General features: G+C 62.2%; 21 protein-coding genes and 1 pseudogene. 15 read left to right on the top strand and 7 right to left on the bottom strand.

Annotated elements, in window-relative coordinates; all coding sequences use genetic code 11:
• Positions 1-64: 64 nt before the first annotated feature.
• From DQ405_RS05570 to DQ405_RS05560, 3 genes are all read right to left on the bottom strand, one after another.
• A complete protein-coding gene (locus DQ405_RS05570; protein WP_168423279.1) occupies positions 65-787 on the bottom strand; it encodes a 3'-5' exonuclease in 723 nt (240 codons plus the stop codon).
• Positions 784-2676: a DUF294 nucleotidyltransferase-like domain-containing protein gene (locus DQ405_RS05565; protein ID WP_168423278.1), complete on the bottom strand. Its 1893-nt coding sequence runs from the start codon at positions 2674-2676 to the stop codon at positions 784-786. The genes DQ405_RS05570 and DQ405_RS05565 overlap by 4 nt, the downstream gene beginning before the upstream one ends.
• Before the next feature lie 216 nt (positions 2677-2892).
• Positions 2893-3294, bottom strand: a complete 402-nt coding sequence (locus DQ405_RS05560) for a DUF488 family protein, N3 subclade (protein ID WP_168423426.1) — start codon at positions 3292-3294, stop codon at positions 2893-2895.
• 203 nt (positions 3295-3497) lie between these two features.
• Between DQ405_RS05560 and DQ405_RS05555 the strand changes: the two genes are divergently transcribed.
• The 15 genes and pseudogenes from DQ405_RS05555 to DQ405_RS05490 all read left to right on the top strand — a co-directional run bounded on the left by DQ405_RS05555 (position 3498) and on the right by DQ405_RS05490 (position 19868).
• Complete coding sequence (locus DQ405_RS05555) at positions 3498-3851, top strand: hypothetical protein (protein ID WP_168423277.1); 354 nt, start codon at positions 3498-3500, stop codon at positions 3849-3851.
• 55 nt (positions 3852-3906) lie between these two features.
• Positions 3907-4347 (top strand): CopD family copper resistance protein, encoded by a 441-nt coding sequence (locus DQ405_RS05550; RefSeq protein WP_168423276.1) that lies wholly within the window; start codon positions 3907-3909, stop codon positions 4345-4347.
• A gap of 176 nt (positions 4348-4523) precedes the next feature.
• A complete protein-coding gene (locus tag DQ405_RS05545; RefSeq protein ID WP_168423275.1) occupies positions 4524-5780 on the top strand; it encodes an acyl-CoA dehydrogenase family protein in 1257 nt (418 codons plus the stop codon).
• Between the two features lie 450 nt (positions 5781-6230).
• The gene (gene nosR, locus DQ405_RS05540; protein ID WP_168423274.1) at positions 6231-8453 is read left to right on the top strand and encodes a transcriptional regulator NosR; all 2223 of its coding nucleotides are present in this window, start codon (positions 6231-6233) and stop codon (positions 8451-8453) included.
• Between the two features lie 32 nt (positions 8454-8485).
• Positions 8486-10387, top strand: a complete 1902-nt coding sequence (gene nosZ / locus DQ405_RS05535; protein WP_168423273.1) for a TAT-dependent nitrous-oxide reductase — start codon at positions 8486-8488, stop codon at positions 10385-10387.
• A 65-nt stretch (positions 10388-10452) separates the two neighbouring features.
• Positions 10453-11760, top strand: coding sequence for a nitrous oxide reductase family maturation protein NosD (locus DQ405_RS05530; protein ID WP_168423272.1), 1308 nt, complete (start codon positions 10453-10455; stop codon positions 11758-11760).
• On the top strand, positions 11757-12683 hold the full coding sequence (locus DQ405_RS05525) for an ABC transporter ATP-binding protein (protein ID WP_168423271.1): 927 nt from the start codon (positions 11757-11759) through the stop codon (positions 12681-12683). Before DQ405_RS05530 ends, DQ405_RS05525 begins: the two co-directional genes overlap by 4 nt.
• Positions 12680-13507, top strand: a complete 828-nt coding sequence (locus DQ405_RS05520) for an ABC transporter permease (RefSeq protein WP_168423270.1) — start codon at positions 12680-12682, stop codon at positions 13505-13507. Before DQ405_RS05525 ends, DQ405_RS05520 begins: the two co-directional genes overlap by 4 nt.
• A 25-nt stretch (positions 13508-13532) precedes the next feature.
• A complete protein-coding gene (locus DQ405_RS05515; protein ID WP_168423269.1) occupies positions 13533-14087 on the top strand; it encodes a nitrous oxide reductase accessory protein NosL in 555 nt (184 codons plus the stop codon).
• Positions 14088-14120: 33 nt separating this feature from the next.
• The gene (gene tatA, locus DQ405_RS05510; protein WP_174824650.1) at positions 14121-14303 is read left to right on the top strand and encodes a twin-arginine translocase TatA/TatE family subunit; all 183 of its coding nucleotides are present in this window, start codon (positions 14121-14123) and stop codon (positions 14301-14303) included.
• Between the two features lie 976 nt (positions 14304-15279).
• Complete coding sequence (locus DQ405_RS05505; RefSeq protein WP_168423268.1) at positions 15280-16470, top strand: NnrS family protein; 1191 nt, start codon at positions 15280-15282, stop codon at positions 16468-16470.
• A gap of 109 nt (positions 16471-16579) precedes the next feature.
• Complete coding sequence (locus DQ405_RS05500; RefSeq protein WP_168423267.1) at positions 16580-17323, top strand: SDR family NAD(P)-dependent oxidoreductase; 744 nt, start codon at positions 16580-16582, stop codon at positions 17321-17323.
• Between the two features lie 400 nt (positions 17324-17723).
• Positions 17724-17990, top strand: a pseudogene (locus tag DQ405_RS28475) (methyl-accepting chemotaxis protein); the annotation flags it as partial.
• A gap of 33 nt (positions 17991-18023) precedes the next feature.
• Positions 18024-18461, top strand: coding sequence for a CZB domain-containing protein (locus tag DQ405_RS28470; RefSeq protein ID WP_446730866.1), 438 nt, complete (start codon positions 18024-18026; stop codon positions 18459-18461).
• Between the two features lie 267 nt (positions 18462-18728).
• Positions 18729-19868 carry an HPP family protein gene (locus DQ405_RS05490; RefSeq protein ID WP_168423265.1) on the top strand — a complete coding sequence of 380 codons (1140 nt, stop codon included), beginning with the start codon at positions 18729-18731 and terminating at the stop codon, positions 19866-19868.
• Between the two features lie 82 nt (positions 19869-19950).
• On the opposite strand, the gene DQ405_RS05485 is transcribed toward DQ405_RS05490, so the two are convergent.
• The 4 genes from DQ405_RS05485 to nirJ form a co-directional block, all read right to left on the bottom strand.
• Positions 19951-20811: a LysR family transcriptional regulator gene (locus tag DQ405_RS05485; RefSeq protein WP_168423424.1), complete on the bottom strand. Its 861-nt coding sequence runs from the start codon at positions 20809-20811 to the stop codon at positions 19951-19953.
• Positions 20812-21067: 256 nt separating this feature from the next.
• Positions 21068-22561, bottom strand: coding sequence for a nitrite reductase (locus DQ405_RS05480; protein ID WP_168423264.1), 1494 nt, complete (start codon positions 22559-22561; stop codon positions 21068-21070).
• Complete coding sequence (cobA, locus tag DQ405_RS05475) at positions 22552-23400, bottom strand: uroporphyrinogen-III C-methyltransferase (protein WP_168423263.1); 849 nt, start codon at positions 23398-23400, stop codon at positions 22552-22554. The genes DQ405_RS05480 and cobA overlap by 10 nt, the downstream gene beginning before the upstream one ends.
• Positions 23401-23504: 104 nt before the next feature.
• Entirely contained in the window at positions 23505-24686 is a 1182-nt protein-coding gene (nirJ, locus tag DQ405_RS05470) for a heme d1 biosynthesis radical SAM protein NirJ (RefSeq protein ID WP_168423262.1), read from the bottom strand.
• Positions 24687-24695: the final 9 nt, after the last annotated feature.

Here is a 24695-nt window from a genome sequence, read left to right as displayed (position 1 = left end):
TTACGATCGTTCTTACCCAGCAAGCGTGATATCGAAAGGCGCGACCGTTAACGGTCGCGCCTTTTCAGTTCCAGAGATCGCCAACCGTTGTCGTCGGCGGATAGTGCCTGGCCGCCTGCGCCTGCAGCAGCTCGGCGGTAGCCAGGGCGTCGGTCAGGGCATGGTGGGCTTGGTAAAGTGGCAAACCATAGCGCAGACGGCTGTCGGCCAGGCGTATCGATACCGGCGGCTGCTTGCCGAATAGCTGGCGCAGCCAGTCCGATCGACGCCGGCGTGGATGCATGCGAGCTTCCAGCTGCATGGTGTCGATCACCGGGAATTGCAGCCCTTCACCGAGCAGGTGGCGCACCGCCTGGTCGAGAAAACCCCGTTCGATGTTGCGGTAATGCACCACCACGATCTTGCCGGCCATGGTGGTGAGCAGTTCGTCGAGTACGGTCGCCAGTCTTGGCGCCTCGCTCACATCCGAGTGGGTGATGTGATGGAAGGTGACCGACTCGCTGCTCAGTTCGCATACCGGTTTGACGACCCAGTAACTGGCCTCACGGCAGCGGATGCGGCGTAGGTCGAAGGGCACGAGGCCAAGGCTGACGATCGAGTCGCGATGGCTGTCCAGGCCGGTCGTCTCGACGTCCAGTGCCAGCAAGGGCGCCTGCTCCAGCGGCGTGTCGGCGCTTACGGTGCCAGCCTGGTAGAAGCGCGCCAGGCGAGGGTCGCGGGCCGTCTGCGCCAGCTCGGCGAATAGCGCTGGCCAGTCGGGGCAGGGCGAGGGTCCGCTACGCCTCATAGCGGTCGGCTTGGAAGTTGGCCAGGGTAGCGGAAACGCAGGAACTGCTGCGCATTGCTCAACACCTGGAAGGCCGACTTGAGGTTGTGTCGCTCGTTGGCGGAGATCTTTTCCGGTTCTATGTAGTTGTCCGGTTCGCGTCCTTCTAGCAGGTCCATGGCCTGATGGCGGATGCGCACGATCGAGAGGAACTCCAGGGCATTGCGCAGCTGGGTGATGGCGTCTTCGGTCAGTAACTTGGTGGCGGCGATGGCATCCAGGCGTTCCAACGAGTTCTGGGCCTTGGAGCCGACAGCCAGCGCGTGCACCCGGATCAGGTCGGTCAGTGGCGCGGTGCCGCGGCCCTTGAGGTTGATGATGTTGTTCTGCTGGCCATCCTTCTCCATCACGAAGGTGCGGAAGAAGCCCAGCGGCGGCGTGCGGTTGAGCGCGTTGCGCGCCAGGTAGGCGAGAAACAGCGGGTTGCCGCTGGCTTTCTGCGCGATCAGGTCCTTGAGGTTTTCCACCAGCCCGGCCTCGCCATAGACGCTGTCGAGGTCGAAGAAGATGTTGCTGTTGAGCAGGGTTTCCGGGTTGGGTTTCTCGATCCATTGGGTGAAATAGCTTCTCCAGACCCGCAACGGCTGGCGCCATTTCGGGTTGCTGGCCATGATCCCGCCTTTGCAGTAGCTATAGCCACAAGCCGCCAGGCCGTCGCTGACGAAGCTCGCCAGCTGAAGGAAGTATTCGTCGTGGATTCGCGGATCGAAGCGGTTGTCGAGCACCAGGGCGTTGTCCTGGTCGGTGACGATCAGCTGTTCGTCGCGCGCCATCGATCCCAGAACCATGTAGCAGTAGGGAACCGGGGGCGGCCCCAGCCGCTGCTCGGCCAGCTCCAGCAGGCGATGCGTCAGGCTGCGACCGATCCCCGACATGGCGCTGCCGATCATGTGTGCGGTGGCTTCCTCGTTGACCATGCGCAGGAAGGTGGCGCGCAAGTCCGGCAGCAACGCCTGCAGCTCCGCCACCGATTGCTTGTTGAAGATGCTGTTGACCAGGTACAGGCTGCTTTGCGATTCGTACTTGATGATGTCCGACAGGTTGATCACCCCGACCGGGCGCTGGCGATGCATCACCGGCAGGTGATGGATGTTGTTGCGCAGCATGCACAGCATCGCTTCGAATACCGAGTCGTCGGCCTGAATGGTGATCGGGTTGGGCGACATCACCGTGTCGACCGGCGTATCCAGCGGCAAGCCTTCGGCCAAGACTCGGATGCGCAGGTCGCGATCGGTGGTGATGCCGATCATGACCTGGCTCCTGGGCGGCTCGGGGTCGCTCGCCGGCGGGCCGAAGATCACCAGCGAAGAGACGCCATGTTCGGTCATCACCTGTGCCGCCTCCTGCACGCTGGTGCCAAGCGGCACGCTTACGGTGCGTCGGGTGACCAGCTTGCGCACCTTGATCTTCATCAGCTCGCTGGCCTTGCCCTGGGGTTCCTCCACCTTCAAGCGCGACTGGCCCTCGGCCTCGACGAAGTCGGCGAAGGCGTCATTGGCCTCGCATAGCTGCTCGAACAATTGGCCGGGAATGAAATAGATCAGGCTGTCTTCGATCGCCCGCGCCGGCAGGCGCACCTTGTGTCCGCGCAGCAGGCCGAACTGGCCAAACACCTCGCCCTCGGAAAGGCGGTTATACAGTTCGCCGTTGCGCCGGTAGATTTCCACCGCGCCGCTGCGGATGTAGTGCAGTTCCTCGATCGGTTCGCCGTAGCGGAGGATATCGCTACCGGCCTTGAAATAGCCGACCTCGACCTGCCGGGCGATCTCGTCGAGGGTGTCGTCTGGCAGCCCGTCGAAGGGGGGGAAGCGACTCAGGTGGTCGCGTATTTCGAGCAGCTCGACCTGCATTCGGGGCCCCTGGCGCAATTTTGTTGATGCATTGAACCATAGGCGCGGCGTCCGGCGTCGATGCGAGTCGTTGGCAGGCAGTCGCGTGTCGCTCGCTGGCGGCGCTCAGGTTCGCTTGAACAGCAGTGTGAGTGAATGCAGCGTGGCATTGCGATGAAACAGGGCGGAGCCGACGTACCCGCGCCGCGCTGCGCCTCATTCGCTACTCCTGAAGCCTCACGCCATTCGCTCGCCGGCATAGCAGGTTGGCGAGCTCGGCACACCTCGTCGCTCCAGCTCTTCCTCGAGCCATTCGGCCAGTACCCGTGCGTTGTTTTGCTGCTCATCACGAGCCCCATAGATCAGTGTAAGCGGGCCCCGGCCGGCAATCTCCAGCAGCGGCCACCAGTGCTCGGGATGGCCGGCCAGCTCCCGGCGATACCTGTCACGAAAAGCTTCGAAACCCAGCTCGCCAGTTTTGAAGGTTCGACGCAGCTCGGTTGAAGGCGCCACGCTTTTCAGCCACTCATTCAGTAACAGTGCTTCCTTGCGAATGTTTCGTGGCCAAAGGCGATCGACCAGCACGCGATAGCCATCACCGGCTTCGCAGGGTTCATAGGCGCGTTTGCACTGGATCACTCGGCAGGCTCCGTACGGTTGGACGATAAATTCGTTGAGATCAATCATGGTTTTAAAAACCATTAGTGTGGTCCTTGTTACCCCGCTTGTTTGTGGTAAAAAACACCTAAACTACATTAAGCTATTGATAATAAAGCATTAAAAACCGGCACGCTTCGTGACTATAGTCAAAGCACAAACATCAATCCTTCGAGGGGCATCACATGAAGAATCTAGTCGCTTTGGTTGCAGGCGCAATACTGCTGACAAGCACATTGGCAGGCGCCGATGAGGTAGTGGAGGCTGGTCAGGATCGGATAGTTGGAGGCGGGTTCGGCGGGTTGAGCGGGTTCATGCTCGGCGCTGCGGCCGGTGGGCCGATCGGGGCGCTGATCGGCGGCGGCCTGGGCTATTTCGCCGGACAAGGCGTACAGGAGGCGGCCGGGCTCGAGCAGACGCGCTACGTAATCGAAGCCGAAGATGGCAGTCGGTCGCGGGTGCGAAGCTCGGACAACGGGTTCGTTGTCGGGCAAGAGGTTGAGCGTGATGGTGCCAAGTTGACTGCGCTGAGTCATTGAGTGTCTGCTGTTCAGCCGTGTTGTAGTTGGTACATGCTGCCCCGAAGGAGTCGAGATGAGTTATTCCCTGCTGCACGTCATCCATTTGCTGGCGGCCATCTTCTTCATCGGCACGTTGTTCGTCGAAGTGATGGTGCTCAGTCGGGTGCGTCAACAAATCGAGCCGGCGTTGATGCAGCGGGTCGACAAGGCAGTAGGTGCCCGCCTGCGTGTGGTGCTGCACTGGGTGGTGCTGTTCGTCTACGGGGCCGGCATAGGCCTGGCCTGGTATCACCGCCAGGCATTGGCCGACCCGTTCGCCAGCAGTTTCGCGACGCTGCTGGCGCTGAAGATTCTGCTCGCAATCGGGGTGTTCTTCACCTTCGGCATGGTCGCCATGTTGCTGCGCAGCGGGCGCATGACGCCGGCGCGCTATCGACGTATCTACTGGGCGATTTTCGCTCAGATGATCGGCATCGTGTTACTGGCCAAGGGAATGTTCTACCTGCACTGGTAATGCGTTCCGGCGGTCGTTACTGCATTCGAGTGCGGCTGACGATGACGTTGGTCAATGCCGGGCGCTATAGCAGGGGAGCTGATTGGCGGCTGATTCAGCCGCCTTAGGCTCGTTTGTTTTGCGTTAATCCAGGCCTATGGTGAGTGCATCAGTCAGCCATTTTGCCGAGGTAACCGATGCATTTTGCCTACAGTCCGCGCGTCGAAGCGCTGCGCCAGCAGTTGCGCACCTTCATGGATGATTACATCGTGCCGCGTATCGGCGCCTGGCATGACGACGTCGCCGCGGGCGCTTACCCGGTGTCATTCATGGAGGATCTGAAGGCGTTGGCGCGTTCGGAGGGGCTGTGGAATCTGTTCCTGCCATCGCTCGGAGTAGACGAGCCGGGCATGGGCCTGAGCAACCTGGAATATGCGCCGCTGGCGGAGATCATGGGGCGTGTGCACTGGGCCTCTGAGGTATTCAACTGCAACGCGCCGGACACCGGCAACATGGAGCTGTTGCACATGTTCGCCACGCCCTCGCAACGCGAGCGCTGGCTGAACCCGCTGCTGCGAGGCGATATTCGCTCGGCCTTCGCCATGACCGAGCCGGATGTGCCGTCCTCCGATGCCACCAACATCCAGACGCTGATCCGCCGCGACGACGATGAATACGTGATCAACGGGCGCAAGTGGTTCATCACCAATGCCTCGCACCCCAACTGCAAGCTGCTGATTGTCATGGGTAAGACCGACCCGAACGCCGATACCCACCAGCAGCAGAGCATGATCCTGGTGCCGTTCGATACCCCTGGCGTCGAGCTGGTGCGCAATATCCCCGTGATGAATCACCTGGCCCCGGAAGGGCACAGTGAGCTGGTGCTGCGCAATGTGCGGGTGCCGGCGAGCAATCTGTTGGGTAAGGAAGGCGACGGTTTCAAAATGGCTCAGGCGCGCCTCGGGCCGGGTCGCATCCACCACTGCATGCGCTCGATCGGCATGGCTGAGCTTGCGCTGGAACTGATGGTCGAGCGCTGTCAGGAGCGCAAGGCGTTCGGCAAGTACCTTCAGCAGTATTCGAATGTCGGCGACTGGATTGCCGAGTCGCGAATCGAGATCGAGCAGGCGCGGCTGCTAGTGCTGAAAACCGCCTGGATGATCGACGAGGTTGGCGCCAAGGCTGCGCGCAAGGAAATTTCCATGATCAAGGTGCTGGTGCCTCGTATGCTGACGAATGTCGCTGACCGGGCCATGCAGGTGTACGGCGCCATGGGCCTGACGCCGGACACGCCGCTGGCCGACATGTGGACCGGCGGCCGCGCCCTGCGCTTCGCCGATGGCCCGGATCAGGTGCACCTACGCAGCGTTGCCCGCATGGAAATCAAGGCCAGTGAAGCCAGCCGCGGCGCCACCGCCGCCTACCTGACGCCTCCGGGGCGCCAGGGTTCGTGAGGCATCCGGTGGGCTGAAGTCCACTCTACGCTGTCGCCGCTGCAGTCGACGCCGGTGTCGGTGAGCGCGCTAAGGGCGGGTCGGGCGGCGTTCCGTTTCGCAATCTACGACCCTTTGCAATCGGTAGCGTGGGCTTGAGCCGACCACCATAAGGCAGGTTGGCGCTGCGCATCGGCGCCGCTCTTCTGGAGCCTCTGGGGCTCGGTGCGGAGCGTCCGCGACGCGTTCTGCTGGGCTGAAGCCCATCCTTCGGCGCGTACTCCGGTTATCTGACGGACGACTCATTCGACCCGTCTCGCCGGCTACCCTTTCGACATGTTGCGCCTGCGCAGTATTGACGTGGCTCAATGCGATCGTTCTTACCCGGCCAAGCTTGATGTACGTCAAGGAGAGCGCCGGGCCCGCTCCCTACCATCACCTCACGTTTCATACACCCGAAGTAGGTAGGCCATGACTTCCTTTTTCTCTTTCGCAGCTCGCGCCAAAGGCGCATGGAGGTTGGGCTTCGCCCTGCTGCTGCTGTTGATGTTCAGCACCTTCACGTTGCAAGCAAAGGAATACGAGGCCGAGCAACAGCGCATCGACCAATTCTTCCCGAAAGTCACGCAGATCTCTGAGCCGGAAGGCGAGTACAAAGTCCGTACGCTCATGGATGGCGTGGGCACGGTTTATGGTTACGCCTATCAGAGCATGGACGTCGTGGACGTCCCGGCGTATTCAGGCAAGCCGATCAACATGCAGGTACTCCTGGGGCCTGACGGCACCATCATCGATGCCTATGTGCTGGAGCATCACGAGCCCATCCTGCTGATCGGTATCCCCGAGCAGAAGCTGCACGACTTCACCGCCAAATACGCCGGCATCAAGGCTGATCAGCGGGTCGTTGTCGGTCGTTCCAAAGACCCGAAGGCTGTGACAGTGGATGCGGTGACAGGCGCTACGGTGACGGTCATGGTGGTCAATGAGATCGTCATGCGTTCTGCTCATGAGGTGGCGTCCTCTCTCGGGCTGGTCAAGAGCAACCTCGACGCCCGGCAGAAGCCCGCTGTCGTGCTGGAAGACGTTTATCAGCCTGCCAGCTGGTCCGAGCTAACGGGGAATGGCGCAATCCGCCGGTTGCATTTAACCAACGGCGACATCAACGAAGGCTTCAAGGGCACCGAGGCTGAGGGGATTGACGAAGCGCCTGCCGATGAAGTGAATGAAACCTTTGTCGATCTCTACGCCGCCCATCTGAACCCGCCAACCATCGGTCGCAATCTGCTGGGTGACAACCAGTACCGCTTCCTGATGGAAGACCTCAAGCCGGGCGAGCATGCCATCGCCGTGCTGGGCAGTGGCGAGTATTCGTTCAAGGGATCGGGCTATGTGCGGGGCGGCATCTTCGATCGGGTGCAGTTGCGACAGTTCGGCAATGTCATCAGCTTTCGCGACATGGATTTCCAGCGGCTGGACGATGTGTACGCCGAGGGTATGCCTGACTTCAACGAGATGGCCGTGTTCATCGTCCGCGAGCACGTGGAGTTCGACCCCGGATCACCCTGGACGCTGGAACTGCTGGTGCGTCGCCAGACCGGGCCGGTCAGCGGCATGTTCACCAGCTTCGAATTACCCTACCAGGTGCCCGAGGAGTACATCGAGCGGCCTCAGCCTACCGAGGAAGAGCTGGCGGCCATCGAGGAAGCCAACCGGCCGATGTGGGTCAATATCTGGTACCAGCAGAGCTTCCAGATCGGCGTGATCATTGCCGCGCTGGTCTTGCTGACGGTGATTCTCTTCCTGCAGGACAAGTTCACCCAGCACCCGACCTTCCTGAAGAGACTGCGGCACGGCTACCTGATCTTCACCGTTGTGTTCATCGGCTGGTACGCCTTGGGGCAGCTGTCGGTGGTCAACGTGCTGACCTTTGTCCATGCGCTGGTGCAGGACTTCCGCTGGGAGCTGTTCCTGACCGATCCGGTGATCTTCATCCTCTGGGTGTTCACCGCCGCGAGCATCCTGCTCTGGGGGCGTGGTGTGTTCTGCGGTTGGTTGTGCCCCTTCGGCGCGCTGCAGGAACTGATCAACGAGGCCGCGCGCAAGCTGAAGATCCCTCAGTACGACGTGCCCTTCGCCATCCACGAGCGGCTCTGGGCCATCAAGTACATCGTCCTGCTGGTGCTGTTCGGCATCTCGCTCGAATCCATGTCGGTCGCTGAGCAGGCCGCCGAGGTAGAGCCGTTCAAGACGGCGATCACCCTCAAGTTCGATCGTCAGTGGTGGTTCGTGGCGTATGCGGTGCTGCTGCTGGTCGTCAATATCTTCACCCGCAAGGTGTACTGCCGCTACGTCTGCCCGCTGGGCGCGGGCCTGGCGATCACCGGCCGCTTCCGTCTGTTCGACTGGCTCAAGCGGCGTAAGGAGTGCGGCAACCCCTGCCAGGTCTGCGCCAACGAATGCGAAGTGCAGGCGATCCATCCAGACGGGCATATCAACCACAACGAATGCCACTACTGCCTCGATTGTCAGATGACTTACCACAACGAAAACAAGTGCCCGCCACTGATCGTGAAGAACAAGCGCGCCAAACGCGGCAAGAAAGCCCCGGCCGGCCCAACGCTGATTCCGGTGGTGCAGATGATGGACCCTCAGGGCGGCACGCCTGACCGCGAACACTTACAACCGATCGTTTGACCTGACTGATGCTGTCCCAAAGGAGCAATCACATGAGCGACAAAGAAACCAAGAATCCGCAAGTCCTGGAGAAGGCCGGCCTGAGTCGCCGTGGCTTCCTCGGCGCAAGCGCATTGACCGGCGCCGCTGTAGCCGCCACCGCCTTCGGCGGAGCGGTGATGAGCCGCGAAACCTGGGCCGCGGCGGTCAAGGACGCGCAGCAGAAGATCCATGTCGCGCCGGGCGAACTGGATGATTACTACGGCTTCTGGAGTGGCGGCCACCAGGGCGAAGTACGCGTGGTCGGCGTGCCTTCGATGCGCGAGCTGATGCGTATCCCGGTGTTCAACATCGACTCTGCCACCGGCTGGGGGCTGACCAACGAAAGCAAGCACATCATGGGCGACAGCGCCAAGTTCCTGAACGGCGACTGTCACCATCCGCACATCTCCATGACAGACGGCAAGTACGACGGCAAGTACCTGTTCATCAACGACAAGGCCAACAGCCGCGTCGCGCGAATCCGTCTCGACATCATGAAGTGCGACAAGATGATCACCGTGCCGAACGTTCAGGCCATCCACGGCCTGCGTCTGCAGAAGGTGCCGCACACCAAGTACGTGTTCGCCAACGCCGAATTCGTCATTCCGCACCCCAACGACGGCAGCTCCTATGACCTGCAGGCCGAAAACGCCTACACCATGTTCAACGTCATCGACGCGGAAAAAATGGAAATGGCCTTCCAGGTCATCGTTGACGGCAACCTGGACAACACCGACGCCGACTACACCGGTAAGTACGCCGCCTCCACCTGCTACAACTCGGAAAAGGCCTATGACCTGGGCGGCATGATGCGCAACGAGCGCGACTGGGTGGTGGTGTACAACATTCCGCGCATCGAGGCGGCGATCAAGGCCGGCAAATTCAGCACCATCGGCGACTCGAAAGTGCCCGTGGTCGACGGCCGCGCTGGCTCTGAGTTCACCCGCTACATCCCGGTGCCGAAGAACCCGCACGGCTGCAACACCTCGTCTGACGGCAAGTACTTCATCGCCGCCGGCAAGCTGTCGCCGACCGTCACCATGATCGAAATCGCCAAGCTCGATGACCTGTTCGACGACAAGCTGAAGGACCCGCGCGACGTGGTCGCTGCCGAGCCGGAGCTGGGCCTCGGCCCGCTGCACACTACCTTCGACGGTCGCGGCAATGCCTACACCACGCTGTTCATCGACAGCCAGGTGGTGAAGTGGAACATGGCCGACGCGGTGCGTGCGTACAAGGGCGAGAAGGTCAACTACATCAAGCAGAAGCTCGACGTGCAGTACCAGCCGGGCCACCTGCATGCCTCGCTGACCGAAACCAGCGAAGCCGATGGCAAGTGGCTGGTGGCGCTGTGCAAGTTCTCCAAGGACCGCTTCCTGCCGACTGGCCCGCTGCACCCGGAAAACGACCAGCTGATCGACATCTCCGGCGAGCAAATGAAGCTGGTGCACGACGGCCCGACCTACGCCGAGCCGCACGACTGCATCCTCGCGCGTCGTGACCAGATCAAGCCGAAGAAGATCTGGGACCGCAACGATCCCTTCTTTGCGCCTACCGTGGAAATGGCGAAGAAGGACGGCATCAACCTCGAAACCGACAACAAGGTCATCCGCGATGGCAAGAAGGTGCGGGTATACATGACGTCGATGGCACCGACCTATGGCCTGACCGAGTTCAACGTCAAACAGGGCGACGAGGTGACGGTGGTCATTACCAACATCGACCAGATCGAGGACGTGTCCCACGGGTTCGTCATGACCAACCACGGTGCGAGCATGGAGATCAGCCCGCAGCAGACGTCGTCCATCACCTTTACGGCCGATAAGCCGGGCCTGCACTGGTACTACTGCAGCTGGTTCTGCCACGCGCTGCACATGGAAATGGTCGGCCGTATGCTGGTCGAGCCGGCGTAACAGGACCGGGCGGGAGCGATCGCTCCCGCCTTTCACCTGCCTGGAAGCTGAAGAGGAACAACGTAGTGCTCAGGTCTCAGGCGACATCCAAGCTTCAACCGCTGGCAGCGCTGCTGCTGGCTCTATTCGGCGGTGTGGCCCAGGCGGCACCGCAACCTATCACCACCTTGCCGCTCGAGGCGCAAGGGCAAAACCGCTGGCGCCTGCCTGCCGGTGAATACATCGGTCAGTTCAGCATCGACCAGTCCATGGAGCTGCATTGCGAACCCGGCGCGGTATTGCAGGCAGGCGGCGAGGGTAACGGGCTGCTGATCGAGGCCTCCGATGTCACGGTTGACGGCTGCACTTTGCTCGATTGGGGGCGCGATCTCACCGAGATGAACGCCGCCGTCTTTATCCAGCCGAAGGCGCAGCGTGTCGTCATCCGCAACAACCAGCTGCGTGGGCCGGGCTTTGGCGTCTGGGTCGACGGCTCGAAAGATGTCAGCCTGCTGGGCAACGTCATCGAAGGCGACCCGAGCGTACGCTCCCAGGACCGCGGCAACGGCATCCATCTGTACGCGGTCAGTGGTGCGCGCATCATCGGCAACCAGGTGCGCAACACCCGTGATGGGATCTATATCGATACGTCCAACGGTAATCACCTCGAAAGTAACGTACTCGAGGATCTGCGCTACGGCGTGCATTACATGTTCGCCAACGACAACAGCGTGATCGGCAACGTCACGCGTCGCACTCGTACCGGTTATGCGCTGATGCAGAGCCGCAAGCTGGAGGTCATCGGCAATCGCTCCGAGCAGGATGAGAACTACGGCATCCTGATGAACTACATCACCTACTCGACCATTCGCGACAATGTCGTCAGCGATGTGCGCAGTGGGTCGACCGGCGACAGCATGATCTCGGGTGCCGAGGGCAAGGCGCTGTTCATCTACAACTCACTGTTCAATAACATCGAGAACAACCGTTTCGAGAAAAGCGCGCTGGGTATCCACCTCACCGCAGGGTCGGAAAACAACCGCATCGCCGGTAACGCCTTCATGGGCAACCAGCAACAGGTCAAGTACGTCGCCAACCGCACCCAGGAATGGTCGCAGGATGGGCGCGGCAACTACTGGAGCGACTACCTGGGCTGGGACCGTAATAATGATGGCCTGGGCGATGTGGCCTACGAGCCCAACGACAATGTCGACCGCCTGCTGTGGCTGTATCCCCAGGTGCGCCTGCTGATGAACAGTCCGAGCATAGAAGTGCTGCGCTGGGTGCAGCGCGCCTTCCCGGTGATCAAGTCACCTGGCGTGCAAGACAGTCATCCGCTGATGATGCCGCCAACCGAACTATTGTCGAGCAAGACGCAGGAGCCAACGCCATGAGCGCTGTAGAGATCCAGGGCGTAAGCCAGCGTTACGGCAGCATGAGCGTGCTGCATGATTTGAATCTGACCCTGGGCGAGGGCGAGGTGCTGGGCCTGTTCGGCCATAACGGCGCCGGCAAGACCACCAGCATGAAACTGATCCTCGGCCTGCTTGCACCCAGCGAAGGCTCGGTGCGGGTACTTGGGCGTCAGCCGGCTGATCCTGCTGTGCGCCGCCAGCTCGGCTACTTGCCGGAAAACGTGACCTTCTACCCGCAGCTGACCGGCCGCGAAACCTTGCGGCACTTCGCGCGGTTGAAAAGTGCGCCGCTCAAACAGGTCGATGATCTGCTTGAGCAGGTCGGGCTCGGCCATGCGGCAGAGCGCCGGGTCAAAACCTATTCCAAGGGCATGCGCCAGCGGCTCGGTCTGGCTCAGGCGCTGCTCGGCGAGCCGCGCCTGTTGTTGCTCGACGAGCCGACCGTAGGCCTCGACCCTATCGCGACTGGCGACCTCTACCAGTTGATCGACCGTCTGCGGCAGCGCGGTACCAGCGTGATTCTCTGTTCCCATGTGCTGCCGGGCGTCGAGGCGCATATCAATCGAGCGGCGATTCTCGCCAAGGGCCGACTGCAGGCGGTCGGCAGCCTGACGCAATTGCGCGTCGAGGCGGGCTTGCCGGTGCGCATCCGCGCCAGTGGCATGGGCGACAGCGCAGGTTGGCTACAGCGCTGGGACGCCGCTGGGCACGCAGCCCGTTTGCTGGGTGAACGCAGCGTCGAAGTGTCGGCCGTCAATGGCCACAAGTTGCCGCTGCTACGCGAATTGCTCGGCGAAGGCGAGCCGGATGACATCGAGATCCATCAGCCATCGCTGGAAGATCTGTATCGCTACTACATGGAGCGCGCCGGAGACGTCCGCGCTGCGGAGGGCACGCTATGAACCAGATCTGGAACATTGCCCGCAAGGAACTCAGCGACGGCCTGCGCAACCGCTGGCTGCTGGCGATCAGTCTGTTGTTCGCGGTACTGGCAGTGGGTATCGCCTGGCTCGGCGCGGCGGCATCCGGCCAACTTGGTTTCACGTCGATCCCGGCGACGATCGCCAGCCTGGCGAGTCTCGCCACCTTCCTGATGCCGCTGATTGCGCTGCTGCTGGCCTACGACGCCATAGTCGGCGAGGACGAGGGCGGTACCCTGATGCTGCTTTTGACCTATCCGCTGGGGCGCGGCCAGATCCTGCTGGGCAAGTTCGTCGGTCACGGGCTGATCCTCGCGCTGGCGGTACTGATCGGCTTCGGCTGCGCCATGCTGGCGATCGCCGTGCTGGTCGAGGATATCGAGATCGGCTTGCTGCTCTGGGCGTTCGGCCGCTTCATGATCTCTTCGACGCTGCTTGGCTGGGTATTCCTGGCTTTGGCCTATGTGCTGAGCAGCAAGGTCAGTGAGAAATCTAGCGCGGCCGGGCTGGCGCTTGGCGTCTGGTTTCTCTTCGTGCTGGTATTCGATCTGGTTCTGCTGGCGCTGCTGGTGCTCAGCGAGGGCACGTTCAGCCCTGAAGTACTGCCCTGGCTGCTGTTGCTCAACCCTGCCGACATCTATCGCCTGATCAATCTGTCCGGCTTTGAAGGCGGCAACGCCATGGGCGTGCTGTCGCTGGGCAGCGAGTTGCCGATCCATGCTGCGGCGCTCTGGCTGTGCCTGTTGCTCTGGGTGGGCGCTTCACTGCTGCTGGCCTATGGCGTGTTCCGCCGGCGCCTGGCATGACCTCCACAACAAGGAAACTGTAACGATGAATGCGCTATATACCAGAGCCTCACGCGTCCTGATCGGCGCTGCGCTGTTGCTCGGTCTGGCTGGCTGCAACGAGGCCGAGCAGAGCGAGCAGGTGCTTGAGCCGGTCGCTTTCCACTCCGAAGATGAATGTCACGTCTGCGGTATGGTGATCGGCGATTTCCCCGGGCCTAAGGGCCAGGCGGTAGAGAAGGGAGGGGTCAGAAAATTCTGTTCCACCGCCGAGATGCTCGGCTGGTGGCTGCAACCGGAAAACCGCATGACGAATGCCAAGCTCTACGTTCACGACATGGGCCGCAGCACGTGGGAGCAGCCCAATGACGAATACCTGATCGATGCCTCCAGCGCCTACTATGTCGCCGGCACCTCGCTCAAGGGTGCGATGGGTGCCGTGCTGGCGACCTTCGCCGACGAGGCCGCCGCCAAGGCCCTGGCTGAAGAGCAAGGCGGTCGGGTGCTGCGCTTCGATGACATCGATCAGTCAGTACTTCAACAATCATCTGGCATGCATCACGGCATGTCCGATCATCAACAGGCTCATGCCGGTCACTAGACTGCAAGCTACAACTCGATGAGGTAACGAAAAATGATGGGTATCAGTATCTGGCAACTCCTGATCGTGCTGTTGATCGTGGTCATGCTGTTCGGCACCAAGCGCCTGCGCGGTCTTGGCTCGGATCTGGGTGGAGCGATTAGTGGTTTTCGCAAATCCATGAACGATGGGGAAAGCGCAACGCAGGTTGATGCGGTCAAGCAAGAGTTGAAATAAGGTTTTTCGTATTTCATAGGGACATGGTTGCTTGACACTGGGAGTGGCAAGTTTGGGAGTTTTGGGTTCATAAGCGTTTATCGAGTTGCTTGATGGCTTGGTTTCGCCCTGCTGGGCGAGTTCCTTTTGGCAGTCGCACCCAAAAGGAACCAAGAAGTCTAGCCCCTGCATCCGGCCCCGGCTGCGCCGGGGTCCCCTCCTTCCGGTGCCGCTCCGGGGGCCGTCACGAAGGGACGTCCCTGTCCCTTCGTTCCTTGCTCGGTGTCCTGCCTCGCATCCCCCTGCGCGACACTCCACTCGGCCTCCTGACGGGGCACAGGCTCCGAGTCGCTTGGACGATTTGATGTTTGCTTTGGCTTCGCTTTGTTGTGCACGAACTAACAGGCGACACCAACCGTCCCTTTCAGGAGGCCGAGTGGAGTCGCTGTGTAGGGGCGCGAGCGGCATGGATGCCGCGAGAGGCGTAAAGGGCCATGGATGGCCCTTGTACGCCGGCCCCCGGAGCAGTGATGGAGCGAGGGAATCCCGGCGCAGCCGGGGCCGGATGCAGGGGCAAGCGTTTTTGGTTACTTTTTCCGCGTTTGGAAAAAGTGACTCGCCCAGCAGGGCGAAACCAAGCTCTCAAGCGACTCGTCAATCGCAATCAATCCCAAACTTTCATTCAACACACCCAAACTCGCCAGTCCGACCTCAATCCTTGTTTCCCCGAGAAAGCGCGATGATCCCGAAATAAGCGGTACGGCTGACGTCACGCTCACGCGCCGGAACCCCAGCTGGACGCTTCCGCGCCCAGGCCTGGAGCGTTGCCGACCGTCGGCACCGAGGCGGCTCGGCAAAAAGATGATTGCAATCAAGTCTGTCGGAGCCCTCTAACCTGTAGAAAGTAAATCTGGCTCCGCGATATCGGGGGCGATCACTGTTCCACCCGGCCGGCTTCAACCCGCCGGGCAGACACGAAGAATTTCAGGAGGCCCTTGTGCAAGTTATCGATCGGCGAAAAGCCCTGAATATCCCGCCTATATGGCGGCTCGCCTTTCGCCCGTTTTTTCTCGCTGGCAGCCTCTTCGCGATGCTCGCGATTCCGCTTTGGATCGCCGCGTGGACGGGCCTGTGGCCTGGCTTCCAGCCTACCGGTGGCTGGTTGTCCTGGCACCGCCACGAAATGCTGTTCGGCTTTGCCATGGCCATCGTCGCCGGCTTTCTGCTGACCGCCGGGCAGACGTGGACCGGCCAGCCTGGTGTGTCCGGCAATCGCCTGATGGTGCTCGCAGGCGTCTGGTTGCTGGCGCGGCTGGGCTGGCTATTCGGGATGCCGGTCGCTTTGCTGATTCTGCTGGATCTGTTGTTCCTGCTCGGTGTGACCGGACTGATGACTCGCATGCTCTGGGTGGTCAGACAGAAGCGTAACTACCCCATCGTTGCCGTCCTCAGCCTGATGATCGGTGCTGATGTTCTGGTGCTGTGCGGTGTCGCCCTGGGTGATGATGGCCTGCAGCGTCAGGGTGTGCTCGCCGGGCTGTGGCTGGTGGCGGCGCTGATGGCGATCATCGGAGGACGGGTGATTCCCTTCTTCACTCAGCGCGGCCTCGGCCGTACCGATGCGGTAAAGCCCTGGGTCTGGCTCGACGTGGGGTTGCTGGTCGGCACCGGCCTGATCGCGATACTCCATGCCGCCGGTGTCGCGCTGCAACAGAACTTGCTGATCGGCCTGCTGTTCCTCGGTATCGCTGCTGGCCATCTGCTGCGGCTGATGCGCTGGTATGACAGTGGCATCTGGCGCGTACCGCTGCTCTGGTCGTTGCATCTGGCGATGTTGTGGCTGGTGGTCGCGGCGGCGGGGCTGGCCTTGTGGAACTTCGGTCTGCTGACCAGCTCCAGCCCTTCGCTGCATGCGCTTTCGGTAGGGTCGATGAGCGGCCTGATTCTGGCGATGATCGCGCGAGTCACCCTGGGTCATACCGGGCGGCCGCTGCAGTTGCCGTCGGGCATCGTCGGCGCCTTCGTGCTGTTCAACCTCGGCGCGGCGGCGCGGGTATTCCTCTCGAACCAGTGGCCGATCGCCGGCCTATGGTTGGCGGCGATCTGCTGGGCGCTGGCCTTCGCCCTCTACGCCTGGCGCTATGCCCCGATGCTGGTGGCGGCGCGGGTTGATGGGCATCCCGGCTAAGCACCATCACAACACCCAGCATTCCGTTTCACCCCATTGAGAAAACGCTGCCTGCCCATCCCGGGACGGGCAGCCTGCGGCTCGGCGAATGCCGACATCGGAGATGATGATGAAGAGTGAGTTCAAGGACCGCCTGGCGGTCGTCACCGGGGCCAGCTCCGGGATCGGTCTGGCGCTGTGCGCGGCGCTGCTGCAGCGTGGCGCGCGGGTGCTGGCCATGTCACGCGGCATCGGTGGGCTGGGACAACTGATGGAAACCTATCCCGAGCAGTTGCACTGGGTCGCGGGTGACGTGACCTTGTCGGATGATCTGCAAGCGCTGGCGCGCCGCGCGGCCCAATTAGGTCCGGTGGACTATCTGGTGCCGAACGCCGGTATCGCCGAGCTGGGCGACAGCCTCGACATGGCCTGTTTCGACCGTCAATGGGCCGTCAACGGCGCAGGCGCGCTGAACACGCTGGCGGCATTGCGTACCGAATTGAGCAAGCCGGCCTCAGTGGTGTTCGTCGGCACCTTCCTGACGCGTGGCACGTTCCCCGGGCTGGCCGCTTATATCGCGACCAAGGCGGCATTGGCCGCTCAGGTCCGCACCCTGGCTGTGGAGTTCGCGCCGCTGGACGTACGCATCAACCTGGTATCGCCAGGTCCGACCGCAACGGCCATATGGGGCGCGCTGGGGCTGCCTGACGAGCAGCTCGAGCAGGTCGCCGAAAACGTTACGAAACGCCTGTTGCCGGGGCATTTCCTCGAATCGTCGGCAATTGCCAACGTTATCCTGTTCCAGCTGTCGCAGGGCGCGCGTGGCGTCTACGGGCAGGACTGGGTGGTCGATAACGGCTACACCATCAACTGAGTCCGTGAGGTTGCCGATGCTGTTTAAATGGAAGCGGACCGCCCGAGCGCTGCAGCAGCAGCGCGATCATCTGCAGCAGACGTGCGATGGACAGGCGGCACGCATCGCGGCGCTGGAGGAGCAGCTGGCGGCGGCCAATGCCGCCGATGACAACGGCAAACGTCAGTTGGATTACTACCGGGGCGTGGCGGGCAATCTGGTCCGTTTCAGCAACTCGGTGGCGCATCTGGGCGACTCGTTCGAGTACCTCACCGGCCAGCTCGGCGAGAATCGTGATCGTGCGGAGCAGGTTGCGGATGCGGCGCTCAGCAACCAGCAGCATTTCGGCGAGCTGCAGAGCAAGGCGGTCGGCATGGAAAGCGGGCTCAACCTGGCTTCGCAGAAGGTCGACACCCTGGCGGCGCATTCGCAGGAGATCAACGGCATCGTCGATCTCATCAGCGGCATCGCCAGCCAGACCAATCTGCTTGCACTCAACGCAGCAATCGAGGCGGCACGTGCCGGTGAGGCAGGCCGCGGGTTCGCCGTAGTCGCCGGGGAAATCCGCATGCTGGCGGAAAAGACCGCGCTGGCCACCGCCGATATCGTGCACAAGATTGCCGAGGTGCAGGCCGAGATTGCCGGTGTGCATGATTACATCAGGCTACAGAGCGACCTGGCACAGGGCTTCAGCCGCACCACCGAGGTAGCCGTCGCGGCCATGCAGCGCCTGCATCAGCTGGCCGGGACCATGCGCGACGGTATCGAGCGCTCGTCCTTCCGCGCCGGCATTGAGCTGGCCAACCTGGACGAGCTGTCGTTGAAGTTCATCGTTTACAACCATGTGCTCGGCGCGGGCGGGCAGGGTGAGCCGGTGCTACCTAGCGAGCGCGAATGTCGTTTCGGCCGCTGGTACTACGCACAGAGCAAGGGTGGCATGCAGCAGCTGGATCATTTCCAGCAGATCGAGCGGCCGCATACCGCGGTGCATCAACAGGGGCAGCAGGCGCTCGATGCGTTCGGCCGGCAGGCGATGGAGGAAACCCTCGCACACCTGGGCAGAATGGAAGAGGCCAACCTCGACGTGATGCGTATCGTCGCAATGGTGATCCGCGAGCACGAACAGGGCGCTCAACGGGCCAGTCTCACGACGTCCTAGCGCCTGAGCGCCAGCTAGAACGTGCAGGTCGATGACCGAATGGCCGCCGAATCGGCGGACGATCCGTCCTATTAACAAAAATATTGCGGCCAGCAAGCAATACTATTCATTGGCCGTGCATCGTTGTCGCACCGACAATGTGCGCGCGATTTTGGCCGGTGCACTTATTCGGTGCGCCGGACCGCCCTCTACAGTGCTGATGCGGCGCCCGGCGTGTATCGCCGAGCACCGAGCGCTATCTAATCAGCTCCAACACAAGCAGGAACCATGCAAGAACGCCTTCTCGACTGGTGCCGATCCTTTGTGCCCGCGCCGTTGTCGGCGCGTCCCGCTGAATGGCTGCGCGCCGCCGCTGGCATCGGGCTAGCACTGCTACTGGTCATTTCCCTCAGCGCCTGGGTTTTCGGCGTCTCGATCACCTTGCCTCTGGCGGCGCCGGCAGCTGCATCGGCAGTGTTGCTGTTCGTCGCCTCGTCGAGTCCTTTTGCCCAGCCGTGGTCGGTGATTGCGGGCAATCTGTTGGCGACTGCGATTGGCGTTGCGCTGGGGATCAGTGATCTGCCCGTGGCCACGGCCGCTGGTCTGGCCGGCGCCCTGGCGATCGTCTGTCTGTTCGGTCTGCGCTGCCTGCATCCGCCGGGTGCGGCGCTGGCGCTTGTGGCGGTGGTGGGCAGTCCGGAACTGCATGCGTATGGCTTTCAACTGCTCTACCCGGTGGCGTTCAATTCGCTGCTGCTGGTAGCGGTTGCGCTGGTCTACAACAACCTCAGCGGGCATGCCTATCCGAAGCCGCGCGCGCAGAAGGGCAACACTCATCACACGCTCGATCCGCTTCCCAGCGAGCGCATGAGTTTCAGCGAAGACGACGTCGAGCGGGCGCTGGCGGATTTCGGCGAGTATGTGGATGTCACCCGTGACGACCTCGCCCAGCTGATCAAGCAGACCGAGAAGCATGCACTGCGGCGAAGCATGGGTGAAATCACCGCCGGAGATATCATGTCCCGCGATCTTTACTGGAGCACCCCGGATTGCACTATCCAGCGGGCGTGGCAAAGCTTGCGTGAGCACCGTCTGCATTCCATGCCGGTGCTCCGGCCGGATACCCACGAGCTGGTGGGTATCGTGACCCTCGTCGACCTGCTCAAACACTTCCGCCCGGCGCCGGCACGCATCAACTTCGGGCAGCTGAAGTTTCTTCGCGGCGTCCACCTGCGCGCGATCATGAGTACACCAGTGGTTTCAGTGACCGAAGACACCCACATGGTCGATCTGGTGTTCATGCTCTCCGATCGTGGCCTGCACGCCCTGCCGGTGGTGGACGATGAGCAGCGCCTAGTGGGCATGATCACCCAGACCGACCTGATCGCGGCGCTCTATCGGAACTGGCTCAAGCACCTGCCTGACTGAACCGGTGGTGCCTGACCGCTACACCAGCAAGGCAAGCAGATTCGTGCGGGCGCTGGATGAATCGGCTGAAGTGCCGGTGGGCTCAGATCTCGTAGGTCCAGCGCGACCAGTCGTAATCATCCTCGGCCACGTCGCGCAGCTGCTCGATGGCCTTGAACAGGGCCGGCGACTGCGCCGCGCGCGAATAGACCAGGTAGATCGGGTAGCTGAATTCCGGCGCCTGCTCGACGCGCTTGAGGATGCCTTCGTCCAGATAGCGCTGCACGACCCGTGTACGGAAGTAGCCGCGGCCGCCGTACTGCACCAGATACTGCAACGCCAGCGGCCCCAGACTGAACGACAACTCCGCACGGATGTGGCCGGGCAGGGCAAGGTCGTGCTGTCGGCGAAACGCCGGCCCCCAGTCCACGTAGATGTAAGGCTCCGGATTGACGGTCTGTACGACATGGATCAACTTTTCTTCGAGCAGTTGCTCGACCTGCAGGCCCGGCCAGTATTCAGGCTGATGCACCAGCGCGGCGTCCAGCGCGCCGAGGTCGAGCTGCTTCTGAAGCTCGTCGCCGCTGGCCACCTCGCTGCGAAAAGCATGCTCGGGCATCACCTGTCGCAAGCGTTGCACCCAGGCGAGCATCAGCGGGTTGCATAGGCTGACCTCGGCGCCCAGCGACAGCAGCTTGTCGTGACCGCGTGGCAGCGGCAGGTCCCGCCGTGCGGTTTCCCAGGTCTGTACCAACTGTGTGGCGTAGGCGACGAAGCGTTCACCGTCGCCGGTCAACCGCGCGCCCGCGCGGTTGCGTACGAACAATCGGCAGCCGAGCTGCGTTTCCAGGCTGCGTACTCGGGCGGTCACGGCCGTCTGGGTGATATGCAACCGCTCGGCGGTGGCAATGAAGCTGCCGCTGCGAATGATCTCGAGAAAAGTGCGGGCGAGATCGATGTCCATAAGAATGCTCATATCAAAGAGCGTGATATGAAAGCAGTTTGGAATGAAAGTTGGAAGGCCGATCAGGGCGCTGAAGACCGGCTTGAAGCGTCAGCAATGAAATGTAGAACAGGAAGGACGGCCAGTGGTGTTGCGCTTCAGCCCACCGGAGTCCGATCCGGCGCTCGCTCTGGTGGACTGAAGCTCACCCTACCTGCTGTAACGGTCGCTTCACGCCAACCAGTTTCGTCTCAGCTCATGCTTGCCGTTGTTCCGCTCAGTGCGAGGTGCCTTCGGCGAACTCGATCTTGTTGCCGACGTTGTATTTGCCCGACGCCTTGTTCATCGGGATACGTTTGATCTCTTCAAGGCTGTTGGCGTCGTAGACGATCAGCGCGCCGTCGGTATCCCAGACGCTCAGCAGTAGATGCCGGCCATCGCGGGTGAACTCGACGTGCGCGGCGTTCTTGCCTGGCATCGGGCGCAGCGTATGGGCGACTTCCAGGGTCTGCTTGTCGATCAGGTGTACGGCGTCGTTGTTGGGGCCGAAAAACACGTCGGTCCAGGCGTATTTCGAGTTCTCGTGGCTGCGCATGAAGAAACCGGGCCCCTCGGTAGGGATCTCCTTGATCAGTTCCCAGCTCTGCAGATCGAGCACCGAGATCAGACCCTTGCTCACGTTCGGGGTGGCGAACACCCATTTGCCGTCGCGCTTCCAGTAGATGCCCGAACCCAGATGCGGCATGCCCGGCAACGGAATGTCGGTCACCGCCTTGCCGGTGTCGAGGTCGATCACCTGGCCGCCGTGGGCCTTGCGCGAGGTGGCGAGCAGATGGCGGTAGTCCGGTGTGAAGGAGAAGTCATCGAGGAAGTCCGCAGCCTCGATGCGGCGCGGCTCGAAGGTCGGCTCGCCGGCGTAGGACAGCTCCCAGGCCTCCGTCACATCCTTCAGGGCGACCACGAAGCTGTCGCGCGGTGGCGCGGTGTAGACGGCGCTGACCCGTGATGACGTGCCATCCAGGCCAACGGTAGGGATGTGCTTGATCAGCGACAGGTCACGGGCATCCAGCAGCACCAGATTGCCCGGCAGGTAGTTACCCACCAGCACCCAACGACCATCATTGCTGACGGCCAGGTTACGGGTGTTCAGCCCGGCGCGGACCTCGGCGATCATGGTCAGGTTGTGCAGGTCGTAGACGCTGACCCATCCATCGCGCGAGGCGAAGTAGACGAAGCGTCCGTCCGGCGAGAATTTCGGGCCGCCGTGCAGGGCGAAGTGCGAGGGGAAATTGGCCAGCTCCTCGAAGCGATCGCCGTCCAGTACCCGTACGTGATGGTTGCCGGCCTCGACCACCACGAACAGGTTGAGCGGATCGGCGTCGTGCTTCGGCGTGCTCGGCAGCGCCCCTACATCGGCGAGCATGCGATGGCTGGCGCGGATGTCGGCGTCGCTCCAGGTCGGTGGTGTCGCGGCGGGTTGATAGAGGTAGCTGACCAATCCGTCGATCTCGGCGGCATTCAGGCTATCCGAGAAAGCCGCCATCTGGCTGGCCGGACGGCCATTGCTAATGATCGCGCGCGCCTCGTCTGGCTTGATCCGGCTGAGGCTTTCCGGCAGCAGGGCAGGGCCGGCACCGCCCAGGCGGTTTGCTCCATGGCAGCTCTGGCAGTGCCGTTCATAGAGCACGCCGGCCTGTTCCAGCGATACGGCTCCGGGCGCCGCCTGGACCGCGCCGCAGAGTAATAGCACGGCGAAGGAGGTCAGTCGCATAGGGCCTCCACGACGTCAGGTTGTGTAACCCGGTCGCCTGCGCACAGGCGGGCCGGGAACTCCAGGGTTCGGCCTGCAAAAAGGCCAACCACCTGGCCGATTACCGTTAGGGTCGGGGGCTTGAGCTGTTGTTCCAGTGCCATGGTCGGCAGTTGCTTCAGCGTGCAGCGCACCACCTGTTGGTCCGGTCGGGTGCCGCTGCCAATCAGCGCAGCGGGTGTGTTGACCGGCAGGCCGGCGGCGATCAGGTTGCGCGAGATCTCGCCGAGGCTGGCCAGACCCATGTAGAACACCAGCGTCTGTTTGCCCTCGACCAGGCTGTTCCAGGGGAGCTGCAGGGCGCCGTCTTCCTGCAGATGGCCGGTGATGAATTGGCAGGAGTGCGCCAGGTCGCGATGGGTCAGGGGGATGCCGGCGTAGGCACTGCAGCCGGCAGCCGCGGTAACGCCGGGTACTACCTGACCGTTGACGCCGTGCTCGAGCAGATGCTCAAGCTCCTCGGCGCCTCGGCCGAAGATGAAGGGATCGCCGCCCTTTAGGCGCACAACTCGCAGGTTCTGCTTCGCCAGGTCCACCAGCAGCTGATTGATGTGTGGCTGTGGCAGGCTGTGGTAGCCGCTGGTCTTGCCGACGTAATGCCGGGCGCAACGGGCCGGCAGAAGCTGCATCAGGTCAGCACTGACCAAGCGGTCGTACACCACCGCATCGGCTTGTTGCAGCAGGCTCCAGGCGCGCAGCGTAAGCAATCCGGGGTCTCCGGGACCGGCCCCGATCAAGGCGACTTCGCCGGCGGCAAGGGTGGCGCCGAGAGAAGCGGGGATGGTGGTTGGCTGATCCATGCGGACTCCTGAAAATCTCATCTGGCTGACGGTTTACGCGTGGCGGAAGAGGGTTCTGTCGACCCTCAGATTCGGCGTATGCGGCGGTTGGCGCAGGCTGTTGCTCAAATCGCCACACTGGGAATGCATTGCGGTGGCGCGAGCCCGATTTCCTGGTCGCTGAGGTAGCAGCCGGGGTCTTCGCCCCAGAGGTTGCCCTCAGCCCAGGCGCGGGTGCGGGTGTTGCCGTTGCAAATCGGCAACCAGCGGCATTGGGCGCAGCGACCACCGACAGCCCGCGGATGCTGACGCAGCTCGGTCAGCAGCGGTTCGGGATTGTCCAGCCACAGCTCGCGGAACGACTGCCGACGGATATTGCCGACGGTGTGCTGCCACCAGTAGGTGTCAGGATGTACGTCGCCGATATTGTCGATATTGGCGATGCCGCTGCCCGAGGCATTGCCGCCCCAGGCGCGGAGCATCCGCTCCAGACGGTCGCGATGCTCCGGCAGCCGGGCTTCGACCCACTGCAGCAGGAGCACGGCGTCGGCATCGTTGTTGCCGCTGACGAAATCGGTTTCGCGGCCCTGCTGCACGTCGTCCCAGGCCTGTTCGAACAGCTGGTACATGGCATCACGCGTCATCTGGTGATGGGCGTCGGCCTTGCGGCTGCGCTTGCCGCGGCCGCTGTAGTTGAGGTGCGAGAGGTAGAACTTCTGCACATCGTGCGCGCGCATCAGCGCCAATAGCTTGGGCAGTTGCGGGTAGTTGTGCTGGGTCAGGGTGGTGCGCAGGCCGACGCGGATGCCGTGCTGACGGCACAGGTCGATGGCATGCATCGAGGCGGCGAAGCTGCCCTTGAGCTGGCGCCAGTCGTCATGCACCGCTTCAAGGCCGTCGATGCTGATGCCTACGTAGTCGTATTTTGCAGCGGCGATCTGCTCGATGTTGCGCTCGTCGATCAGCGTGCCGTTGGTGGACAGCGCGACGAAGAATCCGCGCAACCGGGCATATTCGGATAGCTCGAAGATGTCGTCGCGCAGCAGCGGCTCGCCACCGGACAGGATAAGCACCCGAACGCCGGCTTCGTGCAGGTCATCGATGACTTTCATTGCTTCGGCGGTATCCAGTTCGTCGCGAAACTCACTGTCGGCAGAGGTCGCGTAGCAATGCCTGCAAGTCAGGTTGCAGCGCCGCAACAGATTCCAGATCACCACAGGCGGCCGGCTCGCACCTGTGCTCCGCGCGCCTAGCACCGGCATGGCTGGCCGGGCGAGGGCACGCAGGTAATGGCTGATTCTCAACATCGGGCGTCT

This window comes from Pseudomonas sp. SST3, assembly GCF_003325755.1.
This window is presented reverse-complemented; position numbering and strand designations above follow the sequence as displayed.